General features: G+C 35.9%; 21 protein-coding genes, 1 tRNA gene and 1 pseudogene. 13 read left to right on the top strand and 10 right to left on the bottom strand.

Features of this window, described 5'->3' with window-relative positions:
- Nucleotides 1-5 precede the first annotated feature (5 nt).
- Nucleotides 6-81, top strand: a tRNA-His gene (locus KBP46_RS17665).
- A gap of 699 nt (nucleotides 82-780) precedes the next feature.
- Here KBP46_RS17665 and KBP46_RS17670 read toward each other — a convergent pair.
- Nucleotides 781-1,116 (bottom strand): DUF3276 family protein, encoded by a 336-nt coding sequence (locus KBP46_RS17670; protein ID WP_002976288.1) that lies wholly within the window; start codon nucleotides 1,114-1,116, stop codon nucleotides 781-783.
- Nucleotides 1,117-1,181: 65 nt separating this feature from the next.
- Nucleotides 1,182-2,875 (bottom strand): annotated as a pseudogene (locus tag KBP46_RS17675) (ABC transporter ATP-binding protein).
- A gap of 91 nt (nucleotides 2,876-2,966) precedes the next feature.
- Here KBP46_RS17675 and KBP46_RS17680 point away from each other — a divergent pair.
- The 5 genes from KBP46_RS17680 to KBP46_RS17700 all read left to right on the top strand — a co-directional run bounded on the left by KBP46_RS17680 (nucleotide 2,967) and on the right by KBP46_RS17700 (nucleotide 6,751).
- The gene (locus tag KBP46_RS17680) at nucleotides 2,967-3,872 is read left to right on the top strand and encodes a transcription antitermination protein NusB (protein ID WP_062675764.1); all 906 of its coding nucleotides are present in this window, start codon (nucleotides 2,967-2,969) and stop codon (nucleotides 3,870-3,872) included.
- A 1-nt stretch (nucleotide 3,873) separates the two neighbouring features.
- Nucleotides 3,874-4,380 (top strand): DUF1573 domain-containing protein, encoded by a 507-nt coding sequence (locus KBP46_RS17685; RefSeq protein ID WP_079243321.1) that lies wholly within the window; start codon nucleotides 3,874-3,876, stop codon nucleotides 4,378-4,380.
- Nucleotides 4,381-4,390: 10 nt separating this feature from the next.
- Entirely contained in the window at nucleotides 4,391-4,753 is a 363-nt protein-coding gene (gene yajC / locus KBP46_RS17690; RefSeq protein WP_062675766.1) for a preprotein translocase subunit YajC, read from the top strand.
- Between the two features lie 142 nt (nucleotides 4,754-4,895).
- On the top strand, nucleotides 4,896-5,630 hold the full coding sequence (locus KBP46_RS17695; RefSeq protein WP_216443807.1) for an SDR family NAD(P)-dependent oxidoreductase: 735 nt from the start codon (nucleotides 4,896-4,898) through the stop codon (nucleotides 5,628-5,630).
- A 275-nt stretch (nucleotides 5,631-5,905) separates the two neighbouring features.
- Nucleotides 5,906-6,751, top strand: a complete 846-nt coding sequence (locus KBP46_RS17700) for a mechanosensitive ion channel family protein (RefSeq protein WP_062675768.1) — start codon at nucleotides 5,906-5,908, stop codon at nucleotides 6,749-6,751.
- Nucleotides 6,752-6,805: 54 nt separating this feature from the next.
- Here the strand turns inward: KBP46_RS17700 and ligD are convergent, their stop codons facing one another.
- The 3 genes from ligD to KBP46_RS17715 form a co-directional block, all read right to left on the bottom strand.
- Nucleotides 6,806-8,677 carry a DNA ligase D gene (ligD, locus tag KBP46_RS17705; protein WP_216443808.1) on the bottom strand — a complete coding sequence of 624 codons (1,872 nt, stop codon included), beginning with the start codon at nucleotides 8,675-8,677 and terminating at the stop codon, nucleotides 6,806-6,808.
- A gap of 71 nt (nucleotides 8,678-8,748) precedes the next feature.
- Entirely contained in the window at nucleotides 8,749-9,354 is a 606-nt protein-coding gene (locus KBP46_RS17710) for a DNA polymerase ligase N-terminal domain-containing protein (RefSeq protein ID WP_062675770.1), read from the bottom strand.
- Nucleotides 9,354-10,139, bottom strand: a complete 786-nt coding sequence (locus tag KBP46_RS17715; RefSeq protein ID WP_120232730.1) for a Ku protein — start codon at nucleotides 10,137-10,139, stop codon at nucleotides 9,354-9,356. The genes KBP46_RS17710 and KBP46_RS17715 overlap by 1 nt, the downstream gene beginning before the upstream one ends.
- Nucleotides 10,140-10,285: 146 nt before the next feature.
- On the opposite strand from KBP46_RS17715, the gene KBP46_RS17720 reads away from it, so the two are divergent.
- Both KBP46_RS17720 and KBP46_RS17725 read left to right on the top strand, forming a co-directional pair.
- Nucleotides 10,286-10,855 carry a Crp/Fnr family transcriptional regulator gene (locus tag KBP46_RS17720; protein ID WP_062675772.1) on the top strand — a complete coding sequence of 190 codons (570 nt, stop codon included), beginning with the start codon at nucleotides 10,286-10,288 and terminating at the stop codon, nucleotides 10,853-10,855.
- A gap of 172 nt (nucleotides 10,856-11,027) precedes the next feature.
- Nucleotides 11,028-12,299 carry an adenylosuccinate synthase gene (locus tag KBP46_RS17725; RefSeq protein WP_216443809.1) on the top strand — a complete coding sequence of 424 codons (1,272 nt, stop codon included), beginning with the start codon at nucleotides 11,028-11,030 and terminating at the stop codon, nucleotides 12,297-12,299.
- A 66-nt stretch (nucleotides 12,300-12,365) separates the two neighbouring features.
- On the opposite strand, the gene KBP46_RS17730 is transcribed toward KBP46_RS17725, so the two are convergent.
- The 3 genes from KBP46_RS17730 to KBP46_RS17740 all read right to left on the bottom strand — a co-directional run bounded on the left by KBP46_RS17730 (nucleotide 12,366) and on the right by KBP46_RS17740 (nucleotide 16,468).
- Nucleotides 12,366-13,697 (bottom strand): M12 family metallopeptidase, encoded by a 1,332-nt coding sequence (locus tag KBP46_RS17730; protein ID WP_062675774.1) that lies wholly within the window; start codon nucleotides 13,695-13,697, stop codon nucleotides 12,366-12,368.
- A gap of 515 nt (nucleotides 13,698-14,212) precedes the next feature.
- Nucleotides 14,213-15,967, bottom strand: coding sequence for an aspartate--tRNA ligase (gene aspS, locus KBP46_RS17735; RefSeq protein WP_062675775.1), 1,755 nt, complete (start codon nucleotides 15,965-15,967; stop codon nucleotides 14,213-14,215).
- 138 nt (nucleotides 15,968-16,105) lie between these two features.
- The gene (locus KBP46_RS17740; protein WP_120232733.1) at nucleotides 16,106-16,468 is read right to left on the bottom strand and encodes an ankyrin repeat domain-containing protein; all 363 of its coding nucleotides are present in this window, start codon (nucleotides 16,466-16,468) and stop codon (nucleotides 16,106-16,108) included.
- A gap of 112 nt (nucleotides 16,469-16,580) precedes the next feature.
- Here KBP46_RS17740 and KBP46_RS17745 point away from each other — a divergent pair, with 112 nt between their 5' ends.
- The gene (locus tag KBP46_RS17745) at nucleotides 16,581-17,975 is read left to right on the top strand and encodes an MATE family efflux transporter (protein ID WP_216443810.1); all 1,395 of its coding nucleotides are present in this window, start codon (nucleotides 16,581-16,583) and stop codon (nucleotides 17,973-17,975) included.
- A 120-nt stretch (nucleotides 17,976-18,095) separates the two neighbouring features.
- On the top strand, nucleotides 18,096-18,215 hold the full coding sequence (locus KBP46_RS17750; protein WP_065119703.1) for a 30S ribosomal protein THX: 120 nt from the start codon (nucleotides 18,096-18,098) through the stop codon (nucleotides 18,213-18,215).
- Between the two features lie 58 nt (nucleotides 18,216-18,273).
- Here KBP46_RS17750 and KBP46_RS17755 read toward each other — a convergent pair whose 3' ends face one another.
- Together KBP46_RS17755 and KBP46_RS17760 are read right to left on the bottom strand one after the other, a co-directional pair.
- Nucleotides 18,274-18,933 carry a DUF937 domain-containing protein gene (locus KBP46_RS17755; RefSeq protein WP_034693065.1) on the bottom strand — a complete coding sequence of 220 codons (660 nt, stop codon included), beginning with the start codon at nucleotides 18,931-18,933 and terminating at the stop codon, nucleotides 18,274-18,276.
- Nucleotides 18,934-19,044: 111 nt separating this feature from the next.
- Nucleotides 19,045-19,554: a DUF2480 family protein gene (locus KBP46_RS17760; protein ID WP_120232735.1), complete on the bottom strand. Its 510-nt coding sequence runs from the start codon at nucleotides 19,552-19,554 to the stop codon at nucleotides 19,045-19,047.
- Between the two features lie 78 nt (nucleotides 19,555-19,632).
- Between KBP46_RS17760 and lpxB the strand changes: the two genes are divergently transcribed.
- The 3 genes from lpxB to KBP46_RS17775 all read left to right on the top strand — a co-directional run bounded on the left by lpxB (nucleotide 19,633) and on the right by KBP46_RS17775 (nucleotide 23,781).
- Nucleotides 19,633-20,736 carry a lipid-A-disaccharide synthase gene (gene lpxB, locus KBP46_RS17765; protein ID WP_216443811.1) on the top strand — a complete coding sequence of 368 codons (1,104 nt, stop codon included), beginning with the start codon at nucleotides 19,633-19,635 and terminating at the stop codon, nucleotides 20,734-20,736.
- 39 nt (nucleotides 20,737-20,775) lie between these two features.
- On the top strand, nucleotides 20,776-21,867 hold the full coding sequence (locus tag KBP46_RS17770) for a glycoside hydrolase family 99 protein (protein WP_216443812.1): 1,092 nt from the start codon (nucleotides 20,776-20,778) through the stop codon (nucleotides 21,865-21,867).
- Between the two features lie 141 nt (nucleotides 21,868-22,008).
- Nucleotides 22,009-23,781 (top strand): ComEC/Rec2 family competence protein, encoded by a 1,773-nt coding sequence (locus KBP46_RS17775; protein WP_253297074.1) that lies wholly within the window; start codon nucleotides 22,009-22,011, stop codon nucleotides 23,779-23,781.
- The last annotated feature ends 32 nt before the right edge of the window (nucleotides 23,782-23,813 follow it).

Genomic DNA, 23,813 nt, shown 5'->3' on the forward strand with positions numbered 1-23,813 from the left:
AAAACGGTGATTGTAGCTCAGTTGGTTAGAGCGTCGGATTGTGGTTCCGAAGGTCGTGGGTTCGAGACCCATCATTCACCCAAAGAAAGTACACTTTTTGAAAGTGTACTTTTTATTTTGTACTAATTTCAGCAGTCGTTGAAAGTTTCTTTTTTTACTTTTTTCTCTAAAATTTTTCACGTATTAAGTTTATAATCTTGAGCCAACGCATAAAAATGGTATTCTTTGATCCTTTAAAATAAATTCATGGATTGATGATTGAAACTTTTATATTTGTCTAACCGGAATCATACAGAATAATTATCTTTAAAATGATTTCAAAATCAAAACTATTACTGTGAAAAAATCTTAATTTACACGTTATTATTTGTTCTACAATCTTATGCTCAATCTTAATATAAAAATATGTTTGACGGCATTAGATATGATATAGATCTTATTCAAAAAATGATAAACTGGTTACTTTTAGAAAAGATGGTGGCATAGTGATGTTTTCTGCAGCCAAAGTTATCCAAAACACTAACAGCAGTAAGCAGTCTGGTCCTTGTCAGAATGAGTTGTCAGATGTATTGTTCAGTTTTATGAGATCTACATCCTTTAAAAGCGAAGATAAAAAAGAAATATTTGTAAGATAACAAGATGTATATGAGAAATTTTTTAAATAAATATTCATCATAAGATTCAATAGAAACGGACTTCAGCCCGTTTTTTTATGCATAGATAGTTTTAGCGCATAAAAAAGCATCTTTTTCAGATGCTTGTGTTTTTAGATATTCTTTTTTAAACCTCGTCGTCAGAATCTATTGTGTAAGATCTGCTTTTGAAGTCTTTGTCATGTTTTTCTGAAATTACATCCTCACCCTTTTCATTAATGATGAAATCTGTGGACTCATTAAACATCTCCTGGAAACTCTTAAAATCTTCCTTGTAAAGGTAAATTTTATGCTTCTCGAATGTAGCTTCCCCATTCTCTCCGAAATTCTTCTTACTCTCAGTGATTGTAAGATAATAATCTCCTGCTTTCGTCTCGCGCACATCAAAGAAATAAGTTCTTCTCCCTGCTTTTAACACCTTCGTGAAAATCTCATTTTCATGGCGTTCCTTGTATTCACTCATTGTTAGATATTTTTTAATCTTGTTAAGAACAAATATAAAAGAATTCTTTTAATCACAAAATTTTTTTATGATTTATTTAACAATTGAGAATGAAATGGCAAAGCGGTTACAGAATTGGCAATTTCGGTTAGGTTGATAATCTGATTGGCTTTTTGTGCGCTAGACTCTCTGTGTGTGATAATTATGGAAGTTGCGTTACTGATTTTTTTGTCAATATTTTCCAGAATATTCTGCTCCGTTTCTGTGTCTAAAGCGGAAAGAGAATCATCAAAAATAATGATATTAGGATCCTTAATTAAGGCTCTTGCGATACAAATTCTTTGCTTTTGCCCTCCCGAAAGCATGACTCCGCGTTCACCTACAAGTGTTTTATATTGGTCTTTAAACTCTATAATATTTTGTGAACATCTGCAATATTGGAATACTCTACTACTTTCTCGTGAGAAGGATGATCAATGGCAAAACCAATATTATTTTCAATAGAATCAGAGAATAAGTAGCTCTCCTGAGGAATATATCCGATAAAGTTTCTGTAGTTCTCCAGATTATGGTCTTTCAGGTTTTTACCATCAATTAAAATTTCCCCTTCTGTAGGATCTATTAATCGGCATAATAGCAAGGCAATTGTTGATTTTCCACTACCGGTTTTCCCCATAATAGCTAATGATTCTCCGGCTTTTACTTTAAAACTTAGATTGTCCAGGGCTTTGATTCCTGTATTTGGATATACGTAAGAGACATTTCTGAATTCTATATCTCCCTTGATTGGATAGTTTTCAAAATTAGTGTTAATAATCTCCGATTTTTTATCCATAAATTCATTGATCCTCTGCATGGATGCTTCAGCTCTCTGGTTGACAGAAGTTACCCAACCTACCATGGAAAAAGGGAAAATCAGGGTGTTAATATACATAAAGAAATCAGCAATCTTACCAATGCTTAATTCTCCGGCAATATATTTTGTACCTCCAATCCAGATAATAGCAACATTTAATAATCCGATGACAAAAAGAATAATGGTGAAGAAATAGGCTTCTGTTTTGGCAAGATCTAAAGCTTTATTCTGATAATCGGTGACTTTGATTCCGTAGTTTTTTTCAATGTATTTTTCTCTGGCGAAAAATTTTACCACACGGATTCCGGAAAAACTGTCCTGAACAAAAGTTGAAATCGCAGACTGGCTTTTCTGCATGATCTTTGATTTTTTATTGATAATAGAACTTACCTTATAAATGGCAAAAGATAAAATAGGAAGTGGAAGTAAAGTCCACATCGTCATGGAAGCATCCGTTTTTACCATGTAAATAGCTGTAATAATTACCAGTACAATGAGGTTGGCTACATACATTACCCCGGGACCAAGATACATTCTTACTGCCACCACATCTTCACTTAATCTGTTCATCAAGTCTCCGATAGTAGTTAGTTTATAATCCGTTAAAGATAGATCCTGATAATGTCTGTAGATTTTATTTTTAAGTTCGTATTCTATTCTTCTGGATGCAACAATGATGGTCTGTCTCATCATAAAGGTAAAGAATCCGGTTAAAAGAGAACATCCTACAATAATTCCAACATAAATCAGAACCTGATTGTTAAAGCCAAGATTCCCATTTTTTGTAAGTTCATCCACAGATTTTCCTACAAACTGAACCTTATATATATTAAAGAAATTACTGGCAATGATAAAGAGTATCCCCCAAAACAATAGTATTTTGTGTTTCCAAAAATAGGGGTTTAAGGTTTTAAGCGCTTTCATATAGTTGCACAAAATTACAAAAATGTCATCACACTACGAATTTCATCAATTTTAAATTTCGTATCTTTGCAGCCATAAAAAAGCTCTTTGAATGTTAGGAAGACGACAAATCCGTGAAAAAGTAGTACAGACCGTGTATTCTTACTACCAAAATCCTGTAAAATTTGATGTTTTAGAGAAAAACATGTTTGCCGGGATAGAGAAAATCTATTATCTATACATCTATCAGCTCAACTTTTTGGTGGGTTTGAAAGATTTGGCAGAAAATCAGATCGAAATTGGTAAGAATAAATTTCTTAAAACTGATGCTGATATTAATCCTAACCAAAAATTCATCAACAACCAGGTATTGCTTAAGCTGGAAGAAAATCCTGAAAGATTATTTTTTACAGGGCAGCACAAGCAGTTGAAATGGGATATGCATGATGATTTATTGGTAAAAACTTTCCAGAGAATTACTGCTGGGAAACGTTATCAGGATTTCATGAAAGAAGAAGGATATTCTTTTGAAGAAGATCAGAAATTTATAGGTAAATTATTTCTAAGGTATATTGCTGAAAATGAAGATTTTCATGACTATTTAGGTGATAAGGAACTTTCATGGTATGATGATATCCATATCGCCAATTCAATGGTACAAAAAACAATCGGTTTCCTGAGAGAAGATGAAGAAAGCAGAACTTTGATCAAAATGATTAAAGATGAAGAAGATAAAACATTCGCTTCAAAATTGCTAAGAGATACCCTGAACAACTGGGAAAACAATGAAAAGAAACTGGAAGAAAGACTGGAAAACTGGGATCTGGAAAGAGTTTCTCTAATGGATAAAGTAATTTTATCAACAGCCATTGCAGAGCTTGATAACTTTGCTTTCACACCTTCAAGAGTGATCATTAATGAATATATTGAAATTGCAAAAGTATTTGCGACAGACCGTTCCAATATCTTCATCAATGGTATTTTAGATAAATATTGTAAAGATCAAAATAGAATATAAAATGAAAAAGACGTTATCAATTATCGCCTTGTCAATTATAGGCTTTGGGTTAGTTTCATGTAAAAAAGAAAACAAAGAAACTCAAAGTGCTGAAACTGCAACTACTGATTCTGCAGCTGTTGCGGCTCCGGTTACCACTGATTCTGCAGCAGCACCTGTAGCAGGTGAAACAGTTGCTCCGGTTTCTAACGAACCATCTACTTCTGTAGCTTTATCTGAAAACAGCTTCGATTTTGGAAAAATCAAAAAAGGAGATAAAGTAGAGCATGTGTATGAAATTACCAACACAGGTAAAAACCCATTGATTATTTCTGAAGTGAAGCCAGGATGCGGATGTACAGCTCCTGATTTTACAAAAGAGCCTATCATGCCTGGTAAAAAAGGAAAAGTTACTTTACACTTCGATTCTTCAAGCTTCGACGGAAACGTTCAGAAGTATGCAGACGTTTTTGCTAATGTAGAAAAAGCTCCAATCAGATTAACTTTCACGGCGAACATTCAGCCATAATATTTTAAATATGTTGACACTATTTTTACAGGCACAGGGTGGTTCTTCACCTATGATGCTGATCATGATGGGGGTAATGTTTGTAGGATTTTATTTCCTGATGATCAGACCTCAGATGAAAAAGCAAAAGCAGGAGAAAAACTTTCAGGAAAACCTTAAAGTGGGAACAAGAGTAGTTCTTACATCAGGCCTTCACGGAAGAATTGCTCAGGTTCAGGATGACGGTTTTGTTATCGAAACATTATCCGGAAAACTGAAATTCGAAAAAGCTGCAGTTTCAAGAGAAATGACTGAGGCTCGTTTTGGAGATAAAGCAAAAACTGCTGAAAAGGCAGATGACAAAAAAGAAACAGCAACTGAAGAAAAGAAATAATTCAGTCTGAAAATATTAAGCTGCGGCGGGTGAACTTTGTTCACCCGCCGCAATTTTTTATACACTGGTTTGAGAAAATTGTGTCCATTTGTGAAAAGCAATTAGTGAAATTAGTGTTTAATAAAAAAATTATCTTTGCTTCATGAAGCAAAACACAAACAAAACGGTTCTTATTCTGGGAGCCAATTCAGATGTAGCGAAACAATGTATAATACAATATGTTGAAAAAGGATTTTCCGTAATTGCAGCTTCCAGGAATACAAACTCTTTGAATGATTTTATTGGATCAAACAATCTGGACCGCTCCAAAGTTTCTGTTTTGTATTTTGATGCTGCAGATTTTGATTCTCATCATCAGTTTTATTCCAGTCTTTCTGTACAACCTCATATTGTGGTTTATTCCGCAGGTTTTTTAGTAGACAATCAAAAGGCGCTGACCGATTTCAAGGGAGCCAGACAAATGATGGAAGTCAATTATATGGGGGGAGTTTCTATCCTGAGTATTATTGCAATGGATAAAAGCAATACCAACCTGGAAAGAATAATCGGACTCTCTTCCTTGTCAGGAGTAAGAGGAAGAAAAAGTAATTTTGTCTACGGAAGCACAAAGGCTGCATTTACTCAGTTTCTTGCGGGATTGAGACAGGAACTAGCTTTCCGAAAAATAATTGTGAATGCCTTGGTTATTGGTTATATCAGAACAAAAATCAACGAAGGGCTGGAACTGAATGAATCTCTGATCATGGAGCCGGATTATGTGGCGAAATTTATTGTCAATGCTGGAAATTCCTTTACCATTGTTCCGAATTTTAAGTGGAAAATTATCTACCATATTCTTAGGCTTTTACCGGAAAGTCTGGCTGCAAAATTACCTTAGAGAATGTTTCTTGATATTATTTTCTTTGAAAACACTCACACTTCGGTATCGTTTTTGTAATTCTATGACCCAAAAATTATTTCTTCCTGCAAGATTCAATTTCTGAATGATTATTGAGTAAAACAGAAATATTCTTTTCTGCTGTCAATCTATTTTTAAGGATAAAATATAATTTACTTTCACTCTACAGTGCAAGGTGAATTCCTTTTTTTTTTCAGATCCTGCAGAAGATGTCAGTGCTTCATTGATATAAATAGTAAAACACATAGTATAAAATGGACGATTTAGAACTGAACAAGATTCAACAACACTGGGATACCTTAATTTCTTCAGCAATTTCATGGGCACCGAGAATCTTTACTGCAATCATTTCTGCATTATTAATTTATCTTATCGGATCATGGATGATCAGAATGATTAAGAAACTGGTGGAAAAAGCTTTCAAAAAAAGAAATATGGAAGCTTCACTGCAGCATTTTCTTTTAAATATTATCAACTGGGGACTTAATATTCTTTTGTTTATTGTAGTTGTAACGCAGCTTGGAGTACAAACCTCTGCATTTGTTGCAATGATTGGTGCCGCAGGTTTAGCGGTTGGTTTAGCTTTACAGGGGTCCTTAACAAATTTTGCAGGCGGAATCTTAATTCTACTATTAAAACCTTTTAAGATTGGTGATTTTATTTCTACCAATTCAGGGGTTTCAGGGACTGTAGATGCTATTGATATTTTTCATACAAAACTGATCACCCCACAAAACCAGCTGATCGTTATTCCTAACGGAGTAGTTTCAAATAACAGTATTACCAATTTTACCCAACTGGGTACAAGAAGAACATCACTGGATATCGGAATTGCCTATGATGCAGATCTTAGACATACCAAGGATATTTTAATGAATGTTATTAAGAATAATCAATATGCTCTTGCAACACCTGCTCCACAAGTGGTAGTTACTGAATTGGGAGACAGTGCTGTCAATGTATCTGTAAGAGTAAGTGCTTCCACTGAAAATTTCTGGACGATGAATGAAGAACTAATCATCGGTTGTAAAGAAGCTCTCGATAAAGCTGGAATCGGAATACCTTTTCCTCAAAGAGATGTGCATATTTACAATCAATAATTATATTTAATTTTTTTAAGAAACTCCTGCGTTATACTATGTGGGAGTTTTATTTTATTCCATATTCTGCAGGAGCTCCAACGCCTTCATCATATCAATTCCCTTACCCAATACTGGTTTAAACAAATCTCCTTTCTCCTTAATTCTGTCAAGAGCATTGTTAATAGTAAAATCTGTTGGTTTCACACCAGGCTTCAACTCATCCCAATCCAAAGGCATAGAAACGGAAGCACCTTGTTTAGGTCTCAGGCTGTAAGCACTTGCCAGAGTCTGCCCCGTTCTGTTTTGCAGGTAATCAAGGTAAATTTTTTTGTTATCCCTTTTTTGAAGACTTCTTTCCAACGTGGTAATCTTAGGCAGTTTTTCGTTTACCTGTTTCATGAGAATATGGGCGAAATCTTTTACCTGGTCAAAATCATAATGAGCTCCCATAGGAATATAGATATGAATTCCTGTACTTCCGGAAGTTTTACAATAGCCTTTTATTTTAATAGTTTTTAAAACTTCATTCACCTGAAGTGCTGTTTCAATCACCTCATCAAATGTATTTTTTGAAGAAGGGTCAAGGTCTAAAACCAGATAATCCGGATGCTCAAGATCTGGTAAAGAACTGTTCCATGGATTGAAATCAATGCAGCCTAAATTATTAAGATAAGCCATAGTAGCTTTGTCATTACAGTAAATATAATCAATATGTTTATCATTGGATTCCGAATATACCTGTGTGGTTTTTATCCAGTCAGGAACATGATCTCCTGCATCTTTCTGATAAAAGCTCTGCTCTTCAATTCCATTGGGAAAGCGGTTGAGAGAAAGCGGACGATTTTTTAAATAAGGGAGAATATAACGTGCTACAGACTGATAATATTCAATAACATCTCCTTTTGTAATGCCATCTTCAGGAAAATATACCTTATCCTGATTGGTAAGCTTTACGGAATGCTTGTCTAAGGTAATCTCTTTCTCTTTTTCAGAAGTCTTTGTCTTTTTTGATGAAGCTTTCGTATTCATATCTTTAGATTTTTCGGTGAAGGATGGAGCTTTAGTATCTTCCGGGCTTTTGTCATCCCTGATTGTGATAAAAACCGGATGTCTGAAGATTCCGTCCTTGGTAATTTCAGAATATTTGATTTCACATACTAGCTCGGGTTTTACCCACGTTACCGGCATATTGGTCTTCGGAGCTGTTTCGAATGGAGATGACTTTACAATTATTTTCTGAAGTCTCTTATACACTTCTTTCAAAGAAGCCGTATTGAAACCTGTTCCTGTATGACCACAGTAAGTAAGCTTCCCATCAATAAATTTTCCTAATATCAATGCTCCGAAGCTTTCCCGTGATCCTCTGGGTTCTGTAAAACCACAAATAATGACCTCTTCTGTATTGGAAAACTTGATTTTAAGCCAATCGGTGGTTCTGTGATTTTCAACATACAGACTGTCTGCCCGTTTTGCAATCATTCCTTCCAGCTGCATTTTCTTCATTTGTTCAAAAAATTCAATGCCCTTTTCAGGAATATGATCACAATATCTGATCCGTTCGGTTTCAGTTAATGCTTCTTTTAAAAGTTCTTTTCGTTGAATTAAGGGAAGATCTTCTGTAGAATGTCCATTGAGCCATAAGATATCAAAAACCTGATAGGCAAGGGCGGCACCAGGGTTATCCCCAATTTGCTGTAAAAGCTGAAAATCAGGCTTTCCCTGTTCATTATAGACCACAACTTCGCCATCCAGGATCATACGATGCTTTTGTTGGCCGAAGTCCTGAGCAATTTTGTCAAATTTAGATAAAAAGGAAATTCCATTTCGGGAATAGAAAAGCGGAGGATCATGGCTGAGGTCTGCAATAGCTCTGTAGCCATCCCATTTTATTTCAAAGATCCAGTCTTTATCATTGAAGGCTTCCTCTGAAAGTTTAGCCAGCATGGGTTTAATGAAAGACTTAAGCTTTTTTTCATTCGTTAACGAATTGAAATTCCTGAAGGTTTTTTCAGAAGTTATGACTTCTTTTTTTCTCTTATTTTTAGGCTTTTTTTTTCCTCTAAAAATTGAGTGACCAGTGATTTTGGCGAAGTATTTTCTTCGGCATTATAAGGACTTTCTGCAAATTCATCCTTATGTTTGATAAGCAACCATGAGTTGTCATCCGTATTTTTCATTTTTACCAGAGCAAATTCACCTTTCAGCTTTTTACCGTGTAAAATAAATTTTAAAGAACCGGCATGAAGTTCCTTCAGAAGTTCTTTTTCATCAGAAAGTTTTGAATTCTCCTCCAAAGGTTCATAGGTTCCGCTGTCCCATACTTCCACTTGTCCGGCACCATAATTTCCTTCCGGAATATTTCCTTCAAAATCTTTATAGTCGTAAGGGTGATCTTCTACCATCATGGCAAGACGTTTATCTTTTGGGTCTAATGACGGACCTTTCGGAACGGCCCAGCTTTTCAGTACACCTTCCATTTCAAGCCGGAAGTCATAATGAAGTCTGGAGGCAGCATGTCTCTGAATCACAAAAATCAACTTTTCTTTGCTTTTCTTTGTTTTTCCTTTAGGTTCGCTGGTTTCATCGAACTTTCTTTTGTTATGATAATCTTTGAGAGCCATTATGATGCAGATTTGGATTTAGAAGTATTCAGGCTGGCTTTTAACTGCGCCATAAGGTCAATCACTTTACCTTCCTTAGCAGGCTGCGCTTTTTGGGCTTTTACGTTTTTGCCTTTTGCTTTCTGCTTGATGATCTTCATCAGCTCATCAGAATAGGTATCTTTATACATTGCGGGATCAAATTCCTGGGAAAGCTGCTCAATCAGGCTGACAGCCATCTTCAACTCTGCAGGTTTCGGAGCTTTTTGGGCAGGAATTTTTAAATCTGAATAGTCTCTTATTTCCTGATCAAATCTCAAACGATTCAAAACAAGTATGTCGTCATTATAAGGACGGATCATCCCAATGGCTGCACTGTCACGAAGCACAAAAGTTCCTATACCTACCATGGCAGTTTTTTCAAGAGCTTTTAATAAAAGTCTGTAGGCATTTTCACCATTTTTCTGAGGTTCCAGATAATACGGAGTCTCAAAATACATACTGTCTACTTCTACTTCCTTTACAAACTGGTCAATAGAAAGTATTTTTGTTTTTTCAGGGCTTGCTGCTTCGTAATCTTCTTCGTCAAGAACAATATATTTGTCGTCCATGAGATAACCTTTGACGATATTTTCCCATTTTACTTCTTTCCCCGTATTTTCGTTTACCCGTTTGAAACGGATGTTTGAAAAATCAGATTTGTCGAGCATATCGAGATCCAATTTTGTGGTTTCCGTTGCGGAATAAATTTTAACAGGAATGTTGACTAATCCGAAGCCAATTGCGCCGTTCCAAATTGCTTTCATTGTCTTACGTTTTTAAAAATCAAGCAATTAATATGCCGACAGAAGCCCGTGTGGTACCTTTCATGGACTTTGTTGCCAAATGACAATTGTTTTTATCCGCAACTTTTATACCTTTATATTTCCGCAATCCGTGGTTATATCAAAATATGGAAGAGCTTTTTACTTATATCAAAAAATTCGGGACACTGAATCCTCAGGACGAGCTGTTGATTGCTGAAGGAATTCAGGAAATAACGGTCAAAAAGGGAGATCCTTTCATAGAAGCCGGAAAAGTAAGTCAGAGAATTGCTTTTGTGAAGGAAGGTGTTTTCCGGTCTTTGTATTATAACAAGCAAGGTGATGATTTTACACGGTATTTTATTTATGAAGGACGATTTATTGGGGACTTTCAGGGCTTTACCGATCAGCTGCCAGCGCATGAAGACATTGAAGCGATTACCGATGCTGTATTGCTGGTCATTGACCGTGAGCATTTTAAAATCCTGGAAGAGAAAATTGCGGTATGGCCTATTTTATTTGCAAGAATTCATGCCTTTGTAGTAGAAAATAAACTGAAGGTCGCCAGTATCATGCTTAATCAGGATGCGAAATCACGGTACATTCATTTTTTAAATCACTATCCCGGCCTCGCCAACAGAGTTCCGCAATCTATGCTGGCTTCTTATCTTGGCGTGACACCTTCTTCACTTAGCAGGATCAGAAGAAATATAGTTTAAGATTATTACTGATAGATGATAATTGATTAATGATGTAAGTGGGAGTGTTGTGAATTGCTTCTAGGCTCTAATATTTAGCTTCTCATTTCTGGTCAGATCTCTTTTTGTCAAATGGCAATGGTGTTTCATGCTGACTGCCATAGCTTTGCTTCATAAAATTTAAAGTACGAATATGGATATTGTATTAGGACTACAATGGGGAGATGAAGGAAAGGGAAAGTTTATTGATCTGATCAGTGAAAATTACGACATTACAGCTCGTTTTAACGGCGGATCTAATGCAGGACACAGCATTGAAAGAAACGGGCGCAGAATAACGCTTAAAATGATTCCTTCAGGAATCTTTATGAAAGGAGTACAGAATGTGATCGGTACGGGAACTGTTATTGATCCTGTAAGTTTTAAAAAAGAAATTCTGAATCTTCAGGTATTTGATAAAACCATTCAGCCGGAAAACAATATCATTATTTCCAAAAAAGCACACCTGGTAATGCTAACGCATAAGCTTCTGGATATTTTCATGGAAGAAAGTCGTGAGTATACTACGATCGGGACTACAAAAAATGGGATTGCCCAGGCGTATTCAAACAAAATATTAAGACAGAACCTGAGGGCAGGAGATATATTTTCATCAGATTTTCAAAGCAGGGCACAGCATATTCTGGATAGAGATTACAGAATGCTGGAAGAAGAAGGAATGATTGTTTTGCCTGCTTTGGAAGAAATCAGTAAAGAGTTTTTTGATGCGGTGGAATTTCTTAAAAAATTCAATTGTACAGAGACTGAAATTTATATCAACAAAGCTTTATCTGAAGGTAAAAAGGTATTGGCAGAAGGATCTCAGGCAGCGATGCTGGATATTGATCATGGTACTTATCCGTATGTAACGTCTTCCTCCACGACAGCATCAGGGGCGAGTAGCGGTTTAGGTGTGTCACCGAAAAAGATCGGTGAGATTTACGGTGTGGCAAAAGCATATTGTACCCGTGTGGGAAATGGTATATTTCCAACGGAACTTTTAGATGAATTTGGAGATGATCTCAGAATGAAAGGAAATGAATTTGGTTCCAATACAGGACGTCCTAGAAGAACCGGATGGCTGGATTTACCTGCTTTAAAATATGCGGTAATGATCAACGGGGTTACTCAGCTGGTTCTGACAAAAGCGGATGTTTTGAGTGGATTAAAATCTGTAGCAGTCTGTACCCATTATGAACTGGAAGATGGAAAAACAGTGGATGTTTCAGGTTTACTTCCTGAAAATGGAAAACCTGTATTGAAATGGATGAATGGCTGGAATGCTGATTTCTCTGCAATGAAAAGTCCTTCTGAGCTGCCAAAAGAAGTCCTCGGGTTTCTGTCATTCCTGGAAGAAGAATTGGGAATTCCTGTGGCTTATCTTTCAACCGGGCCGGGAAGAAATGAGATGTTAAAATTAATCTAATAAATAGTAATAGAATAGAAAGAGGTTAGAAAATTTATTTCCTAACCTCTTTTTGTATGAAGAAATTTAGTTAACTTTTGTAAGGATGAAGCGTTGTTTTGTAGAAGGCTGAAGCGTTTGATCAGTTGTTCCGATTACAATAGGGGTAAGATTGGTTGTTGTGCCATTTTTTACCTCTAATCTCAATGCTGGTGCATTCTTCGGAGCAAATCCAAATCCATTATTTCCTAAGTTGAATAATAACCATTTTTGAGAATCCGTATTGGCATTGGTTCTTAATTCAACAGCTGTTCCATTCGTTGTCCCATTACTTTTCACGGTTAACACCTTGGTAGGATCCAATACGGATTTGATGGTATAGTAACCATGATCTGATTTGGTGAAAGTAAATCTCTGGTTATTCCCTGTAGAAGCAGAATACAGAATGATGCTGGTGCCGTCTGTAGTTGAACTTCCTGAAACATCTACATTTTTATCACTTGCTAAAGCTGTTCTCATTGTATACGTTCCGTTGATGGCAGAAGTAGCATTAACAGGTCCGTACAGATGATTGATACCAGCATAATCACCTGCAGACAATCCTGTTCTTTGCTTAGTGAATGTGGAACCATCCAGCTTAGTCATTACAGGCTGACTTGAGTCTATAGCAAAGTCTGTAGACTGATACATCATAACTGAACCGAAATCAAACGCACCGTGTCCTGCGTAATCATTGTAAAGATTGAAGTTATGACGGCTTCCTTCTACGGCTTTATTAACATCTACAATGATGTACTGATCCCTATCCGGGCGGCACTGCTCGTGCATGATTCCCATCGAATGCATGATTTCGTGAGCAATAATTGCCGGATAAGTGATATTATAGATTTTAATACCATTAACTCTGTTTTTCTGCCATCCAAGCGGAGAGCTGTTGGATGTTGTATAGGTAAAAGTAATATATTCTGTTTGGTTGGTTCGTTCAACAAACTGCATACTGGTTTGTGAAGAAATCATATCAAATGCTTTATTGATATTGGTCAGGAACGTATTATAATTCTGGGTACTCAGACTTCCCTGGCTGGGTAATGTATAATAGACGGTTGCATTCGGCCATGTCTTAATAAAAGAGCTTACAATGGTACTTTTCTCTGCTGTTGATGTTCCGGAGTTGGCCTGCTTTTGTAATACATTAAACTGTTCGGGGCTGATCGTAATATCTTCTGCATAAAAATATTCACCATTTATTTCATTAACATAAGTGAATTTTCCGTCAATAGATAATTTGTGAATCTTTGCATTGTCGAGTTTTGTGGTTGCAGGATCGATTGAATCAGCTTGAGGATTTTCAATGTCTGACCTACATGAATTCAGTGCCAGAACAAGGCATCCTGATAATAGTAATAGTTTGCTTTTCATATTATTTAATATTGGTTTGGTGATCAAGGTTTAAAATATGAACAGCTATATTATTATCATACGCATGAGATTATAAAAATACATCAATTTCTAAGTTTTGATTAAGTCTTCATTATAATTCAGCTGTGTAACGTAAATATATTAATAAAATCATATTTACATATAACATAATATAATGATTGTTTTGTTGTTTTTTTATTTGAAAAATGTATTTATTTCGTTAATGTAATTGTTTTAATTTAATTTTTACTATTAAATTTTAAATTAGATTATTTCACGAATATTTGACATGGTGTGTAAAAATGTATATTTCACTAGTGTAAAGTTTGTTTTGTTATTAAATTGATAAATTACAGTGGAATTTGTAATGTTTTTTGATTCTAAATAATACTACTTTATTACTATTTGTTTTTCAAAAATAATATTGTCAGTATAAAGCATCAGGAAGTTTAGGGTAAACTTAAGGCTCCTGTATAAGAATATAAAAAAAGCGAGGCATTTGCCCCGCTTTACATTTATGCTTTTAAATTCAATTGTAATTCTAATTCGTCGAGCTGTGCATCAGCAATCGAAGCAGGCGCATCGATCATTACATCTCGTCCTGAATTGTTCTTAGGGAAAGCGATATAATCTCTGATTACTTCGTTTCCGTCAAGAATCGCTACCAAACGGTCAAATCCGAATGCTAAACCTCCGTGTGGTGGTGCTCCGTATTTGAAGGCATTCATAAGGAATCCGAACTGAGCTTCTGCTTCTTCTCTGGTAAATCCTAATAAATCGAACATTTTAGACTGAAGATCTCTGTCAAAAATTCTGATAGATCCACCTCCGATTTCGTTTCCGTTCAGAACCATATCATAAGCGTTAGCCCTTGCTTTTCCAGGATCAGTTTCCAATAAGTGGATATCTTCCGGTTTTGGAGACGTGAAAGGATGGTGCATTGCATGGTATCTTTCGGTATCTTCATCCCATTCCAATAGCGGGAAGTCTACTACCCAAAGTGGAGCAAACTCATTTCCTTTTCTTAATCCCAAACGGTTTCCAAGTTCCATTCTTAATGCAGAAAGCTGAGCTCTTACTTTATTTTCGTTTCCGGAAAGAATCAACATTAAGTCACCTTCTTTTGCTCCGAATTTTTCGATGATCTTTGCTAAATCTTCTTCGTTGTAGAATTTATTTACCGATGAGGTTTTTACACCATCATTCTGGAATTTTGCCCAAACCATTCCTGAAGCACCAATCTGAGGACGTTTAACCCAATCCACAAGTTCATCAATCTGCTTTCTTGTATAGTCTGCACACCCTTCTACATTGATTCCGACTACTAATTCAGCATCATCAAATATCTTAAAGTCTTTTCCTTTTACCAGTTCATTCAGTTCTACGAACTCCATTCCGAAACGGATATCCGGTTTGTCATTTCCATATTTTCTCATCGCATCTGCGAAAGTCATTCTTGGGAAATCTCCGAATTCCTTACCTGTAATGTCTTTTAATAGAGTCTTAGTCATTCCTTCGAATACGTTCATAACGTCTTCCTGCTCTACGAAAGCCATTTCACAGTCGATCTGCGTGAATTCCGGCTGTCTGTCTGCTCTTAAATCCTCATCACGGAAGCATTTTACAATCTGGAAATATTTATCCATCCCACCTACCATCAAAAGCTGTTTGAAAGTTTGTGGAGATTGTGGCAATGCATAAAACTGTCCAGGATTCATTCTGCTTGGTACAACAAAATCTCTTGCTCCCTCTGGAGTAGACTTGATCAAAACAGGTGTTTCCACTTCAATAAAACCTTCTTCAGATAAATAATTTCTTACTTTCTGTGCCATTTTGTGGCGGAAGATCAGCTTATCTTTTACCGGATTTCTTCTGATATCCAGATAACGGTATTTCATTCTTAATTCTTCACCACCATCCGTTTCATCCTCAATGGTGAAAGGTGGAAGCTGAGAATCGTTCAGAATAGTCAGTTTTTCTACCAGAATTTCGATTTCCCCGGTTGGAATATTAGGGTTTTTGCTTACTCTTTCAATAACTCTTCCGGTAGCCTGAATCACAAATTCACGGCCCAGTTTTTTAGCTTCCTCCATCAATTGAGCAGAAGAGCGGTCCTGGTCAAAAACCAGCTGGGTAATTCCGTAACGATCTCGAAGATCTACCCAAATCATAAATCCTTTATCACGGATAGTCTGTACCCATCCTGATAGTGTAACTTCTTCATTCAGATTTTTCAGAGATAGCTCTCCGTTGGTGTGTGATCGAAACATAATTATTTGTTTAAAGTTCAATGTTTAAGGTTCAATTCCGAACCTTGAATTTTTCGTTGGCAAAGATAAGATTTTTGCAGGTTTTATAAATAAAAAAAACTTCCTTTCGGAAGTTTCATATATTGTTTTTGGATTTTTTTAAATTCTGTTACCACCTTTTGCGATCAGAATTCTCTTTACATCCTCACTGCCTTTTGTTTCATCAGCTACTTCAAGAGGTGTTTTATTCTGACATTTTTTATTCACATTTGCCTTATTGTCCAAAAGGAAGTTGATAATATTCTTTCTGTCAGACATTACACTGAAGCCAAGGGGTGAATAAAGTATATCTCCCACAAGAAAACATTTGTTGTAATCTCCCGGAGCAAACTGTTTTTTAAATGTTGCTATATCATCAGAATAAATGGCTTTCATCTTTTCCTGACTCATCTTCTGGGCAGAGAACATGCTGCCGGACAGTAACATTCCAAATAGAAAAGTAGTAGAGATTATTTTTTTCATAAGGATAATTTTTAAGAATATACAAATCTAAATTAAATTTTATTACCAATTGCTAAGTTTTTCTAATAATTGGATTTGTATTTTTGGGATTACATAAAATATTAATTGCGAAATGACAAAATATATTGAATTTTTGAAAAAAGCATTCAGTGGTGAAGAAACTGATTTTACGAAAGTGAATATCAGAAGTGCTGTACTGCTTTTAGCCATTCCCATGATGCTGGAAATGGCTATGGAATCCGTATTTGCTCTTGTGGATCTTTATTTTGTCGGCCATCTGAAAGAAAGCGGTTTTGCGATTCAAACGGTAGGGCTTACCGAGTCTGTACTTTCGATAATGTATTCTATTGCAATTGGGATGAGTATGGCGGCCACAGCTTTGGTAGCGAGAAGAATTGGTGAAAAAAATCCGGAACAGGCTTCCAGAAGCGCAGCACAGGTATTACTCGTTTCCTTTGCGATTACTTTTATTTTAAGTTTGCTTGGAGTAATTTATGCTGAAGAAATTCTGATTCTGATGGGCTCAAAACCGGAAGCGGTTGCTTATGGAAAGAATTTTACCAGAATTATGATGGGAAGCAGCACGATTATTATGCTTTTATTTTTAATTAATGGGATTTTCAGAGGAGCCGGAAATGCTATGATTGCTATGAAAAGTTTATGGATCGCGAATATTGCGAATATCATTCTCTGTCCGATTCTGATAAAAGGCCTAGGGCCTGTTCCTGCTTTGGGACTAACGGGAGCTGCTTTGGCAACAACAATAGGACGTAGTATTGGTGTTATTTATCAGCTGTATCATCTTTTGGTTGCTGATACTCAGATAAGAATTAAACTTCCTTATTTTAAGCCGAATTATTCATTAATCAAATCCATTATAAAAATTGCAACTCCCGGAATTTTTCAGTTTGTCATTGCCTCATGCAGTTGGATTTTCCTTGCAGAACTTGTAGCAACTACAGGAGGAGAGAATGCATCGGCTGGTTATCAGACTGCTTTAAGACTGATGATGTTCTTTATGCTTCCAGCCTGGGGATTGAGTAATGCAGCATCCACTTTGGTAGGACAGAATATGGGAGCAAATGAAATGCTGAGAGCAGAACAGTCGGTGATGAAAACCGTGAAATATAATGTCATTTTTATGCTGGTGGTAAGTTTAATTTTCCTTTTTATGGGGAACTTTTTAGTTAGTTTTTTTACTCAGGAAATGGCGATTAAAGATTTTGCTAAAAATGCACTTCAGATTATGAGTATAGGATTTATTTTCTATGGAATCGGGATGGTGATGATCAATGCCTTTAATGGAGCTGGTGATACATGGACCCCTACCTGGGTTAATCTTTTTGGTTTCTGGCTGTTTCAGATTCCGCTGGCCTATTTTTTATCAAAATATCTTGACTTGGGACCCAAAGGAGTTTTTATATCAATTCCAGCCGCAGAAACATTGATTACCATTGTTGCCTTTATCTTATTTAAAAAAGGAAAATGGAAGACAATAAAAGTGTAGAAAGCGTGGGTGATGGAATTCTCCAGCTTTCCTCCCTAATTTATAAAACTTTAACAGCTTCATTAATTGGATTTTAGTATTGTATTTTCTAAATTCGTGGTACAACAAATACATAATACTATGGGAAAAGGAGACAAAAAATCTAGAAGAGGGAAAATCAATTCAGGAAGTTATGGTAAAAGAAGACCTAAGAAAGCCTCAAAATCTTTTGCAGCTTCTGAAGAAAAATCTAAAAAGTAATCAAAAATAAAAAGACCGAAGATCATATCTCCGGTCTTTTTTATGAAAATTAAATTAATTATTTACCTCCCAAAATATTACCAAGGATGCTGCCTAAACCGCCGCCGCCTTGTTGTTGGTTTCCACCACCACCCAATACACTTCCCAGTATATCGTTCAGTGGATTTCCTGATGATTGTGATTGTCCGCCACCTCCTAAAACACTTCCAAGAATGTCATTCAAAGGATTAGACTGCTGAGCTTGTGCCTGATTGGAAGCATTACCAAGGATCCCTCCTAAAAGATCTCCCAGGCCGCCTGCTCCTACATTGCTCTGTTGTTTCTGCTGTCCGATGTAACCCATTACTACAGGTGCCAGCATCGCAAGGATAGGACCAATTTTGTCTATTGAAATTCCTGTGTTCTGTGACAGTTGGTTTTCAACGGTGCTTTTTTGCCCACCGAAGATATGATCAAGAATAGATCCTCCTTCAGCCTGTCTTGCTTCAATTTGTGAAGCATCATTTAAAATACTTCCGTTGTGGTCTTTATCTAAAGCATTATTTAAAGCTTCTGCTTCTTTAGCATCCTGAGATTTATTTCTAAGATAAGAAATGATAAGAGGGGTAGCAACAGCTAACAGGGCAATTACCTGGTTTTTACTGATTCCGAATTTGTTTTCAGCCTGTTCAGCAACCTGATTGCCTGTGTTCCCTGTAAGTAGGTCAATTAAACTCATTTTTTGTGTTTATTTAGTATTAAGTACACCAAAGTTATCAAAAAATATGCCTCACAAAATCACCGCCCTTCATAATTATTGTTAAAGTTTCTGAGCGTTTTTCAGAAGACCTTAGTTTTTAATGATAGGAACGTTTGAACACGCTTCTCCGAACATCAGAGATTTTACAATAGGCTTTAGCTGTTCTACCAATTCGATATAAGCATTTTCAGGAATTTCTTTATCTGAACATCCTTTCACCAGTACTCTTTTTCCTCTCATTTCTTCAAAATCATGAGTCTGGATGGCATTATGCATTAAAATAACTTCCAGATCCTCGCGGTTTCCAAAAACTACTTTCTTTGCTACATCGGTAATTTTTGCTGTTAAAACAAAATAAGCCCATAGAGGAATAATAGTGTCTACAGAATTGTAAATATATACGTAAGCGTCTTTATATTTTTCCGTATCGATAGCATCTACCTTTTCGCGGAAATCTTTTTCTTTCAGGATCAATTCCTGAAAAAGGAAATCTTTAAGGTCTATACCTTTTCTTTCCCCTTTTGGCAGTAAAGTGGTAAGGTCAAAATTGATAAGGCCGCTTTCTGCAACTTTATTCCGGATTTCAAATTCTTCTGACATTTTTTATCATTATCTTTGAACAAATTTACGAATTAAGATCATATCTGTCTTAATTTGTTCTCTATCCTTACTATAGAAATGAAGTATTATATTATTGCAGGAGAAGCTTCCGGTGATTTACATGGAAGCAATCTGATGAAAGCCTTAAAACACAAGGATCCCCAAGCGGAATTCAGATTTTGGGGTGGCGACCTGATGAAAGCTCAAGGCGGAACGTTGGTGAAGCATTACCGTGATCTTGCTTTTATGGGATTTCTGGAAGTGGTGATGAATCTCCGTACTATTCTGAATAATATTAAATTCTGTAAAGAGGATATTCAGAAGAACAGGCCTGATGTTTTGATCCTGGTGGATTATCCTGGATTTAATCTGAGAATTGCCAGATTTGCCAAGGAATTGGGAATCAAAGTTGTTTATTATATTTCTCCCCAGCTTTGGGCTTGGAAAGAAGGCCGAGTAGAGATTATTAGAAAATATGTGGATGAAATGATGGTCATCCTTCCATTTGAAGAAGACTTTTACAGAAAACATGGAGTTCACTCCCATTTTGTAGGTCATCCTTTGCTGGATGCTATTTCAGACCTTGAGGAAATAAGTATTGAACGTTTCAAATCGGAGCATGGCTTGAATGAAAAAGAAATCATTGCATTGCTCCCTGGTTCCAGAGAACAGGAAGTAGAAAAGATGCTTGAAATAATGCTTTCCGTAAGACCGCAGTTCCAAAACTATCAGTTTGTGATTGCCGGTGCGCCAAGTCTTCCAAAAGAATTTTATCAGAAATATGTAGATGATAATGTTCATTTTGTTTCTAATAAAACCTATGATCTGCTAAGATGTTCAAAAGCTGCTTTGGTGACTTCCGGAACAGCTACGTTGGAAACCGCTTTGTTGAATATACCTGAAGTAGTTTGCTATCGTGGAAGTAAAATTTCCTATGCTATTGCTAAAAGATTGGTGAAAAATATCAATTATATTTCTCTGGTTAATCTGATTATGGACAGAGAAGTGGTGAAAGAATTGATTCAAAATGATCTGAATACCAAAAATCTGGTTGAAGAGCTCAATAAAATTTTGTCAGGAGAGAAAAGGGAACAGGTTATGAATGACTATCATCTTCTCAGAGAAAAGCTTGGCGGAAAAGGAGCCAGCGATCATGCTGCTGAGGTGATATTGAAAGTGTAGTTTGTATTGAGTTTCTGATTATTAATCTACTTTTTAACTATGAATTATTGTAACCGTTTTCTGTTGTTACTGACTTTTACTTTGTTTTTCACAAACAGTTTTGCCCAGCAGAGCAGTGTAAGAGATAAAGTCCAGATATTTTATTACGGCTGGTACGCCAATCCTGCAACAGATGGAGAGTATCAGCATTGGAATCATGAGATCCTTCCTCACTGGAGCAATCCGAAGTGGAACAATCTGGGACATCATAAAGGTGGAGATGATATCGGAGCTAATTTTTATCCGGCTCTTGGCAATTACAGTTCCAACGATCCGAAAACCATCGAGCAGCATATGAAAATGATCAAAGACTCAGGAGCAGGAGTGGTTGTCGTAAGCTGGCTGGGAAAAGATTCGTTTACGGATAAAAGCCTTATCAAATATCTGGATATTGCAGATCGGTATGATTTAAAAATAGCATTTCACATTGAGCCATTTTATAAAAACACTTCAGAATTAAAAGAGCAGCTTTCTTATCTGGTAAAAACGTATTCTAATCATCATGCATTCTATAAAAAAGAAGGGAAACCTCTGTTTTATGTCTATGATAGCTATAAAATACCTAAAGAAGAATGGGTGAAAATACTATCCGCAAATGGAGAAAAAACAGTCAGAAATACAGATTTAGATGCCCTTTATATCGGACTTTGGGTTGAGAAAGATGATGCTGAATTTTTTGATTCGACAGGCTTCGATGGTTTCTATACCTATTTTGCCAGCGAAGGATTTGTATACGGAAGTACAACTTCGAATTGGGATTTTATGGCAAACTTCGCTAAAGATCACCATCTGATTTTTATTCCTTGTGTGGGTCCTGGTTATTCCGATACAAGAATCCGTCCATGGAATGAAGCGAACTTCAAAAGCAGAGACAATGGAAAATATTATGAGAAAATGTTTGATGCTGCTATTAAAGTAAATCCGGAGTTCATTGGCATTACATCATTCAACGAATGGCATGAAGGAACACAAATAGAGCCTGCTGTTCCTAAAAAAGCCGGTGATTTCAAATATGAAGATTATGGGAAAGATCCTTTATTTTATATCAAAGAAACGAAGCGTTTGACGGATAAATTTTTGAAAAAGAGATAATATACTTTTAATCCTAATTTTTAGGAAAAAAAATTAAGCGTTCTGTTAACATTTTTAATGATGACAGAGCGCTTATTTAGTTTTTAAAGAGATCATGAATTTCCCATTCATTGCCTATTTTAAAAGGATAATTAATGGATTTTGAACAAACAGCCTCTTCTTATTCTGGCAATATGCTTTATTCTTGGAATTCTTTTTCAGGATAAAATGGTATTGCCAGAGACCATTGTTGGTGGAGTTGGAATGACCTGCTCAATATTGTTGATTTTAATCTGCTTTCATTCTTATCTTCTGCATAAAACCAAAACAGTTTTCCTGATGCTTCTGCTGTTCGGAGCAGGAATTGTTCTTCATTTCTATAACACTTCTTCACTAGTTGGTAAGCATTTGGTGAAGAAGCATGAAACGATTTCATTTAAGATCTCTCAGAAATTAAATTCTTCGGAAAAATATAGAAAATATGAAGGCATTGCACAGTCAGATAATGCATGTTTCAATTCAATTTTTTATGTTCCAAAAGAGAGTAAAGAGCTGGATTTTATTCACTACTACAAAGCTGAGGCTTACATTACACAACCTCAGGTTCCATCGTATGATTTTCAATTTGATTATGCTCAATATCTGAAAAGAAAACATATTGATTACCAGGTTTATCTTTCAAAAGAAATTATATCTGCAGAACGGAATGATTTAAAGTGGGCAGATCAGCTTAGGCAGTATAGGTTTGAGGTTCTTAACAAAATAGATAAAACAGAAATTTCTGAGAAAACTAAAGAATTTCTAAAAGGTATTATTCTGGCAGACCGAACAGAGATTGACACGGGTACTGTTAGAGATTTCAATAGATCAGGGCTGGTTCATTTTCTTGCTATTTCCGGAACTCATATTGTGGTTGTTTTTGGGATATTCTATTTTTTTCTGATTCGGTTTGCTCCTTTACAATTCAGAAAATATGCTGCTATTTTTAGTTTGATTTTTATCTGGTTGTTCGCCGCTTTTATTGGATTTGGGAATTCAGTATTACGATCTTGCATTATGCTGAGTGTTTATTTCATTTTTGTTTTGCTTCAGCGAAAGACGGATTTGCTTCACTCACTGGCCCTGTCTGCTTTTTTTATTTTAATCGGAGATACGCAACAGCTTTTTGATGTAGGTTTTCAGCTTAGCTTTTCGGCTGTTTTAGGCATTTATTGGCTGAATCAGCCTTTGTTGAAATACTTCCCAAAACAGAATAATTATATTAAAAAACTCTTGTTTAACACAATTACAATATCTTTATCCGCACAGTTGGTAACTCTACCTCTGGTGTTGTATTATTTTCATCAGTTTTCATTGATATCAATCCTTGCCAATTTTGTTATTGTTCCTTTTTCTGAAGTAATTATTATTTTCTCTTTTTTAATAACAGTTCTTATTTCTTTTGGGATTGATTTTGAACTTATAAATGGTCTGTATGATGAGATTATTCAGGTTTTACTGAAGGTGATCCATTGGTTTGCTGAAGTGGATGTGCTGTTCTTTGAAAATATTCCAATGAATGGGATAGAAGTGATATCCGTATCAATGTTTGTCTATTTACTAAGAGCTGCGATACTGAAATTCAATACGAAAAATACGATGAGGCTGATGATGGCAACAATACTATTTCTCATGATAAGAAACGGAATCACAGCTTTTGAAAATCGGAAGGAAGAGATATTGGTTCTTCATTTTAACAGAAACAAAATTTTTTCAGTGAAAAATGGTGACCGAGTCTGTTTCTGGATTTCGGATATGAAAAATAAGACGAAGATTTTACAGTATATAGTCAATCCATATTGTGCTTCCAGAAGAGTAGATCATTTTGAGATAAAAACCTTGTCACCCTCCATTCAAAAAGTAGTTTTCAGGAATAAGATTTATGATCTGAAATGATGGTTCTGAATTTAGCCATTTTCCTGTATTTA

It is taken from the genome of Chryseobacterium sp. PCH239 (assembly GCF_018924625.1).
Taxonomy (GTDB): Bacteria; Bacteroidota; Bacteroidia; order Flavobacteriales; family Weeksellaceae; genus Chryseobacterium; species Chryseobacterium cucumeris.

Coding starts and splice junctions, on each gene's coding strand:
- KBP46_RS17670 (WP_002976288.1), bottom strand. CDS start 1,116: ATGAGTGAATACAAGGAACGCCATGAAAATGAGATTTTCACGAAGGTG.
- KBP46_RS17680 (WP_062675764.1), top strand. CDS start 2,967: ATGTTAGGAAGACGACAAATCCGTGAAAAAGTAGTACAGACCGTGTAT.
- KBP46_RS17685 (WP_079243321.1), top strand. CDS start 3,874: ATGAAAAAGACGTTATCAATTATCGCCTTGTCAATTATAGGCTTTGGG.
- yajC (WP_062675766.1), top strand. CDS start 4,391: ATGTTGACACTATTTTTACAGGCACAGGGTGGTTCTTCACCTATGATG.
- KBP46_RS17695 (WP_216443807.1), top strand. CDS start 4,896: ATGAAGCAAAACACAAACAAAACGGTTCTTATTCTGGGAGCCAATTCA.
- KBP46_RS17700 (WP_062675768.1), top strand. CDS start 5,906: ATGGACGATTTAGAACTGAACAAGATTCAACAACACTGGGATACCTTA.
- ligD (WP_216443808.1), bottom strand. CDS start 8,677: ATGCTGGCTAAACTTTCAGAGGAAGCCTTCAATGATAAAGACTGGATC.
- KBP46_RS17710 (WP_062675770.1), bottom strand. CDS start 9,354: ATGGCTCTCAAAGATTATCATAACAAAAGAAAGTTCGATGAAACCAGC.
- KBP46_RS17715 (WP_120232730.1), bottom strand. CDS start 10,139: ATGAAAGCAATTTGGAACGGCGCAATTGGCTTCGGATTAGTCAACATT.
- KBP46_RS17720 (WP_062675772.1), top strand. CDS start 10,286: ATGGAAGAGCTTTTTACTTATATCAAAAAATTCGGGACACTGAATCCT.
- KBP46_RS17725 (WP_216443809.1), top strand. CDS start 11,028: ATGGATATTGTATTAGGACTACAATGGGGAGATGAAGGAAAGGGAAAG.
- KBP46_RS17730 (WP_062675774.1), bottom strand. CDS start 13,697: ATGAAAAGCAAACTATTACTATTATCAGGATGCCTTGTTCTGGCACTG.
- aspS (WP_062675775.1), bottom strand. CDS start 15,967: ATGTTTCGATCACACACCAACGGAGAGCTATCTCTGAAAAATCTGAAT.
- KBP46_RS17740 (WP_120232733.1), bottom strand. CDS start 16,468: ATGAAAAAAATAATCTCTACTACTTTTCTATTTGGAATGTTACTGTCC.
- KBP46_RS17745 (WP_216443810.1), top strand. CDS start 16,581: ATGACAAAATATATTGAATTTTTGAAAAAAGCATTCAGTGGTGAAGAA.
- KBP46_RS17750 (WP_065119703.1), top strand. CDS start 18,096: ATGGGAAAAGGAGACAAAAAATCTAGAAGAGGGAAAATCAATTCAGGA.
- KBP46_RS17755 (WP_034693065.1), bottom strand. CDS start 18,933: ATGAGTTTAATTGACCTACTTACAGGGAACACAGGCAATCAGGTTGCT.
- KBP46_RS17760 (WP_120232735.1), bottom strand. CDS start 19,554: ATGTCAGAAGAATTTGAAATCCGGAATAAAGTTGCAGAAAGCGGCCTT.
- lpxB (WP_216443811.1), top strand. CDS start 19,633: ATGAAGTATTATATTATTGCAGGAGAAGCTTCCGGTGATTTACATGGA.
- KBP46_RS17770 (WP_216443812.1), top strand. CDS start 20,776: ATGAATTATTGTAACCGTTTTCTGTTGTTACTGACTTTTACTTTGTTT.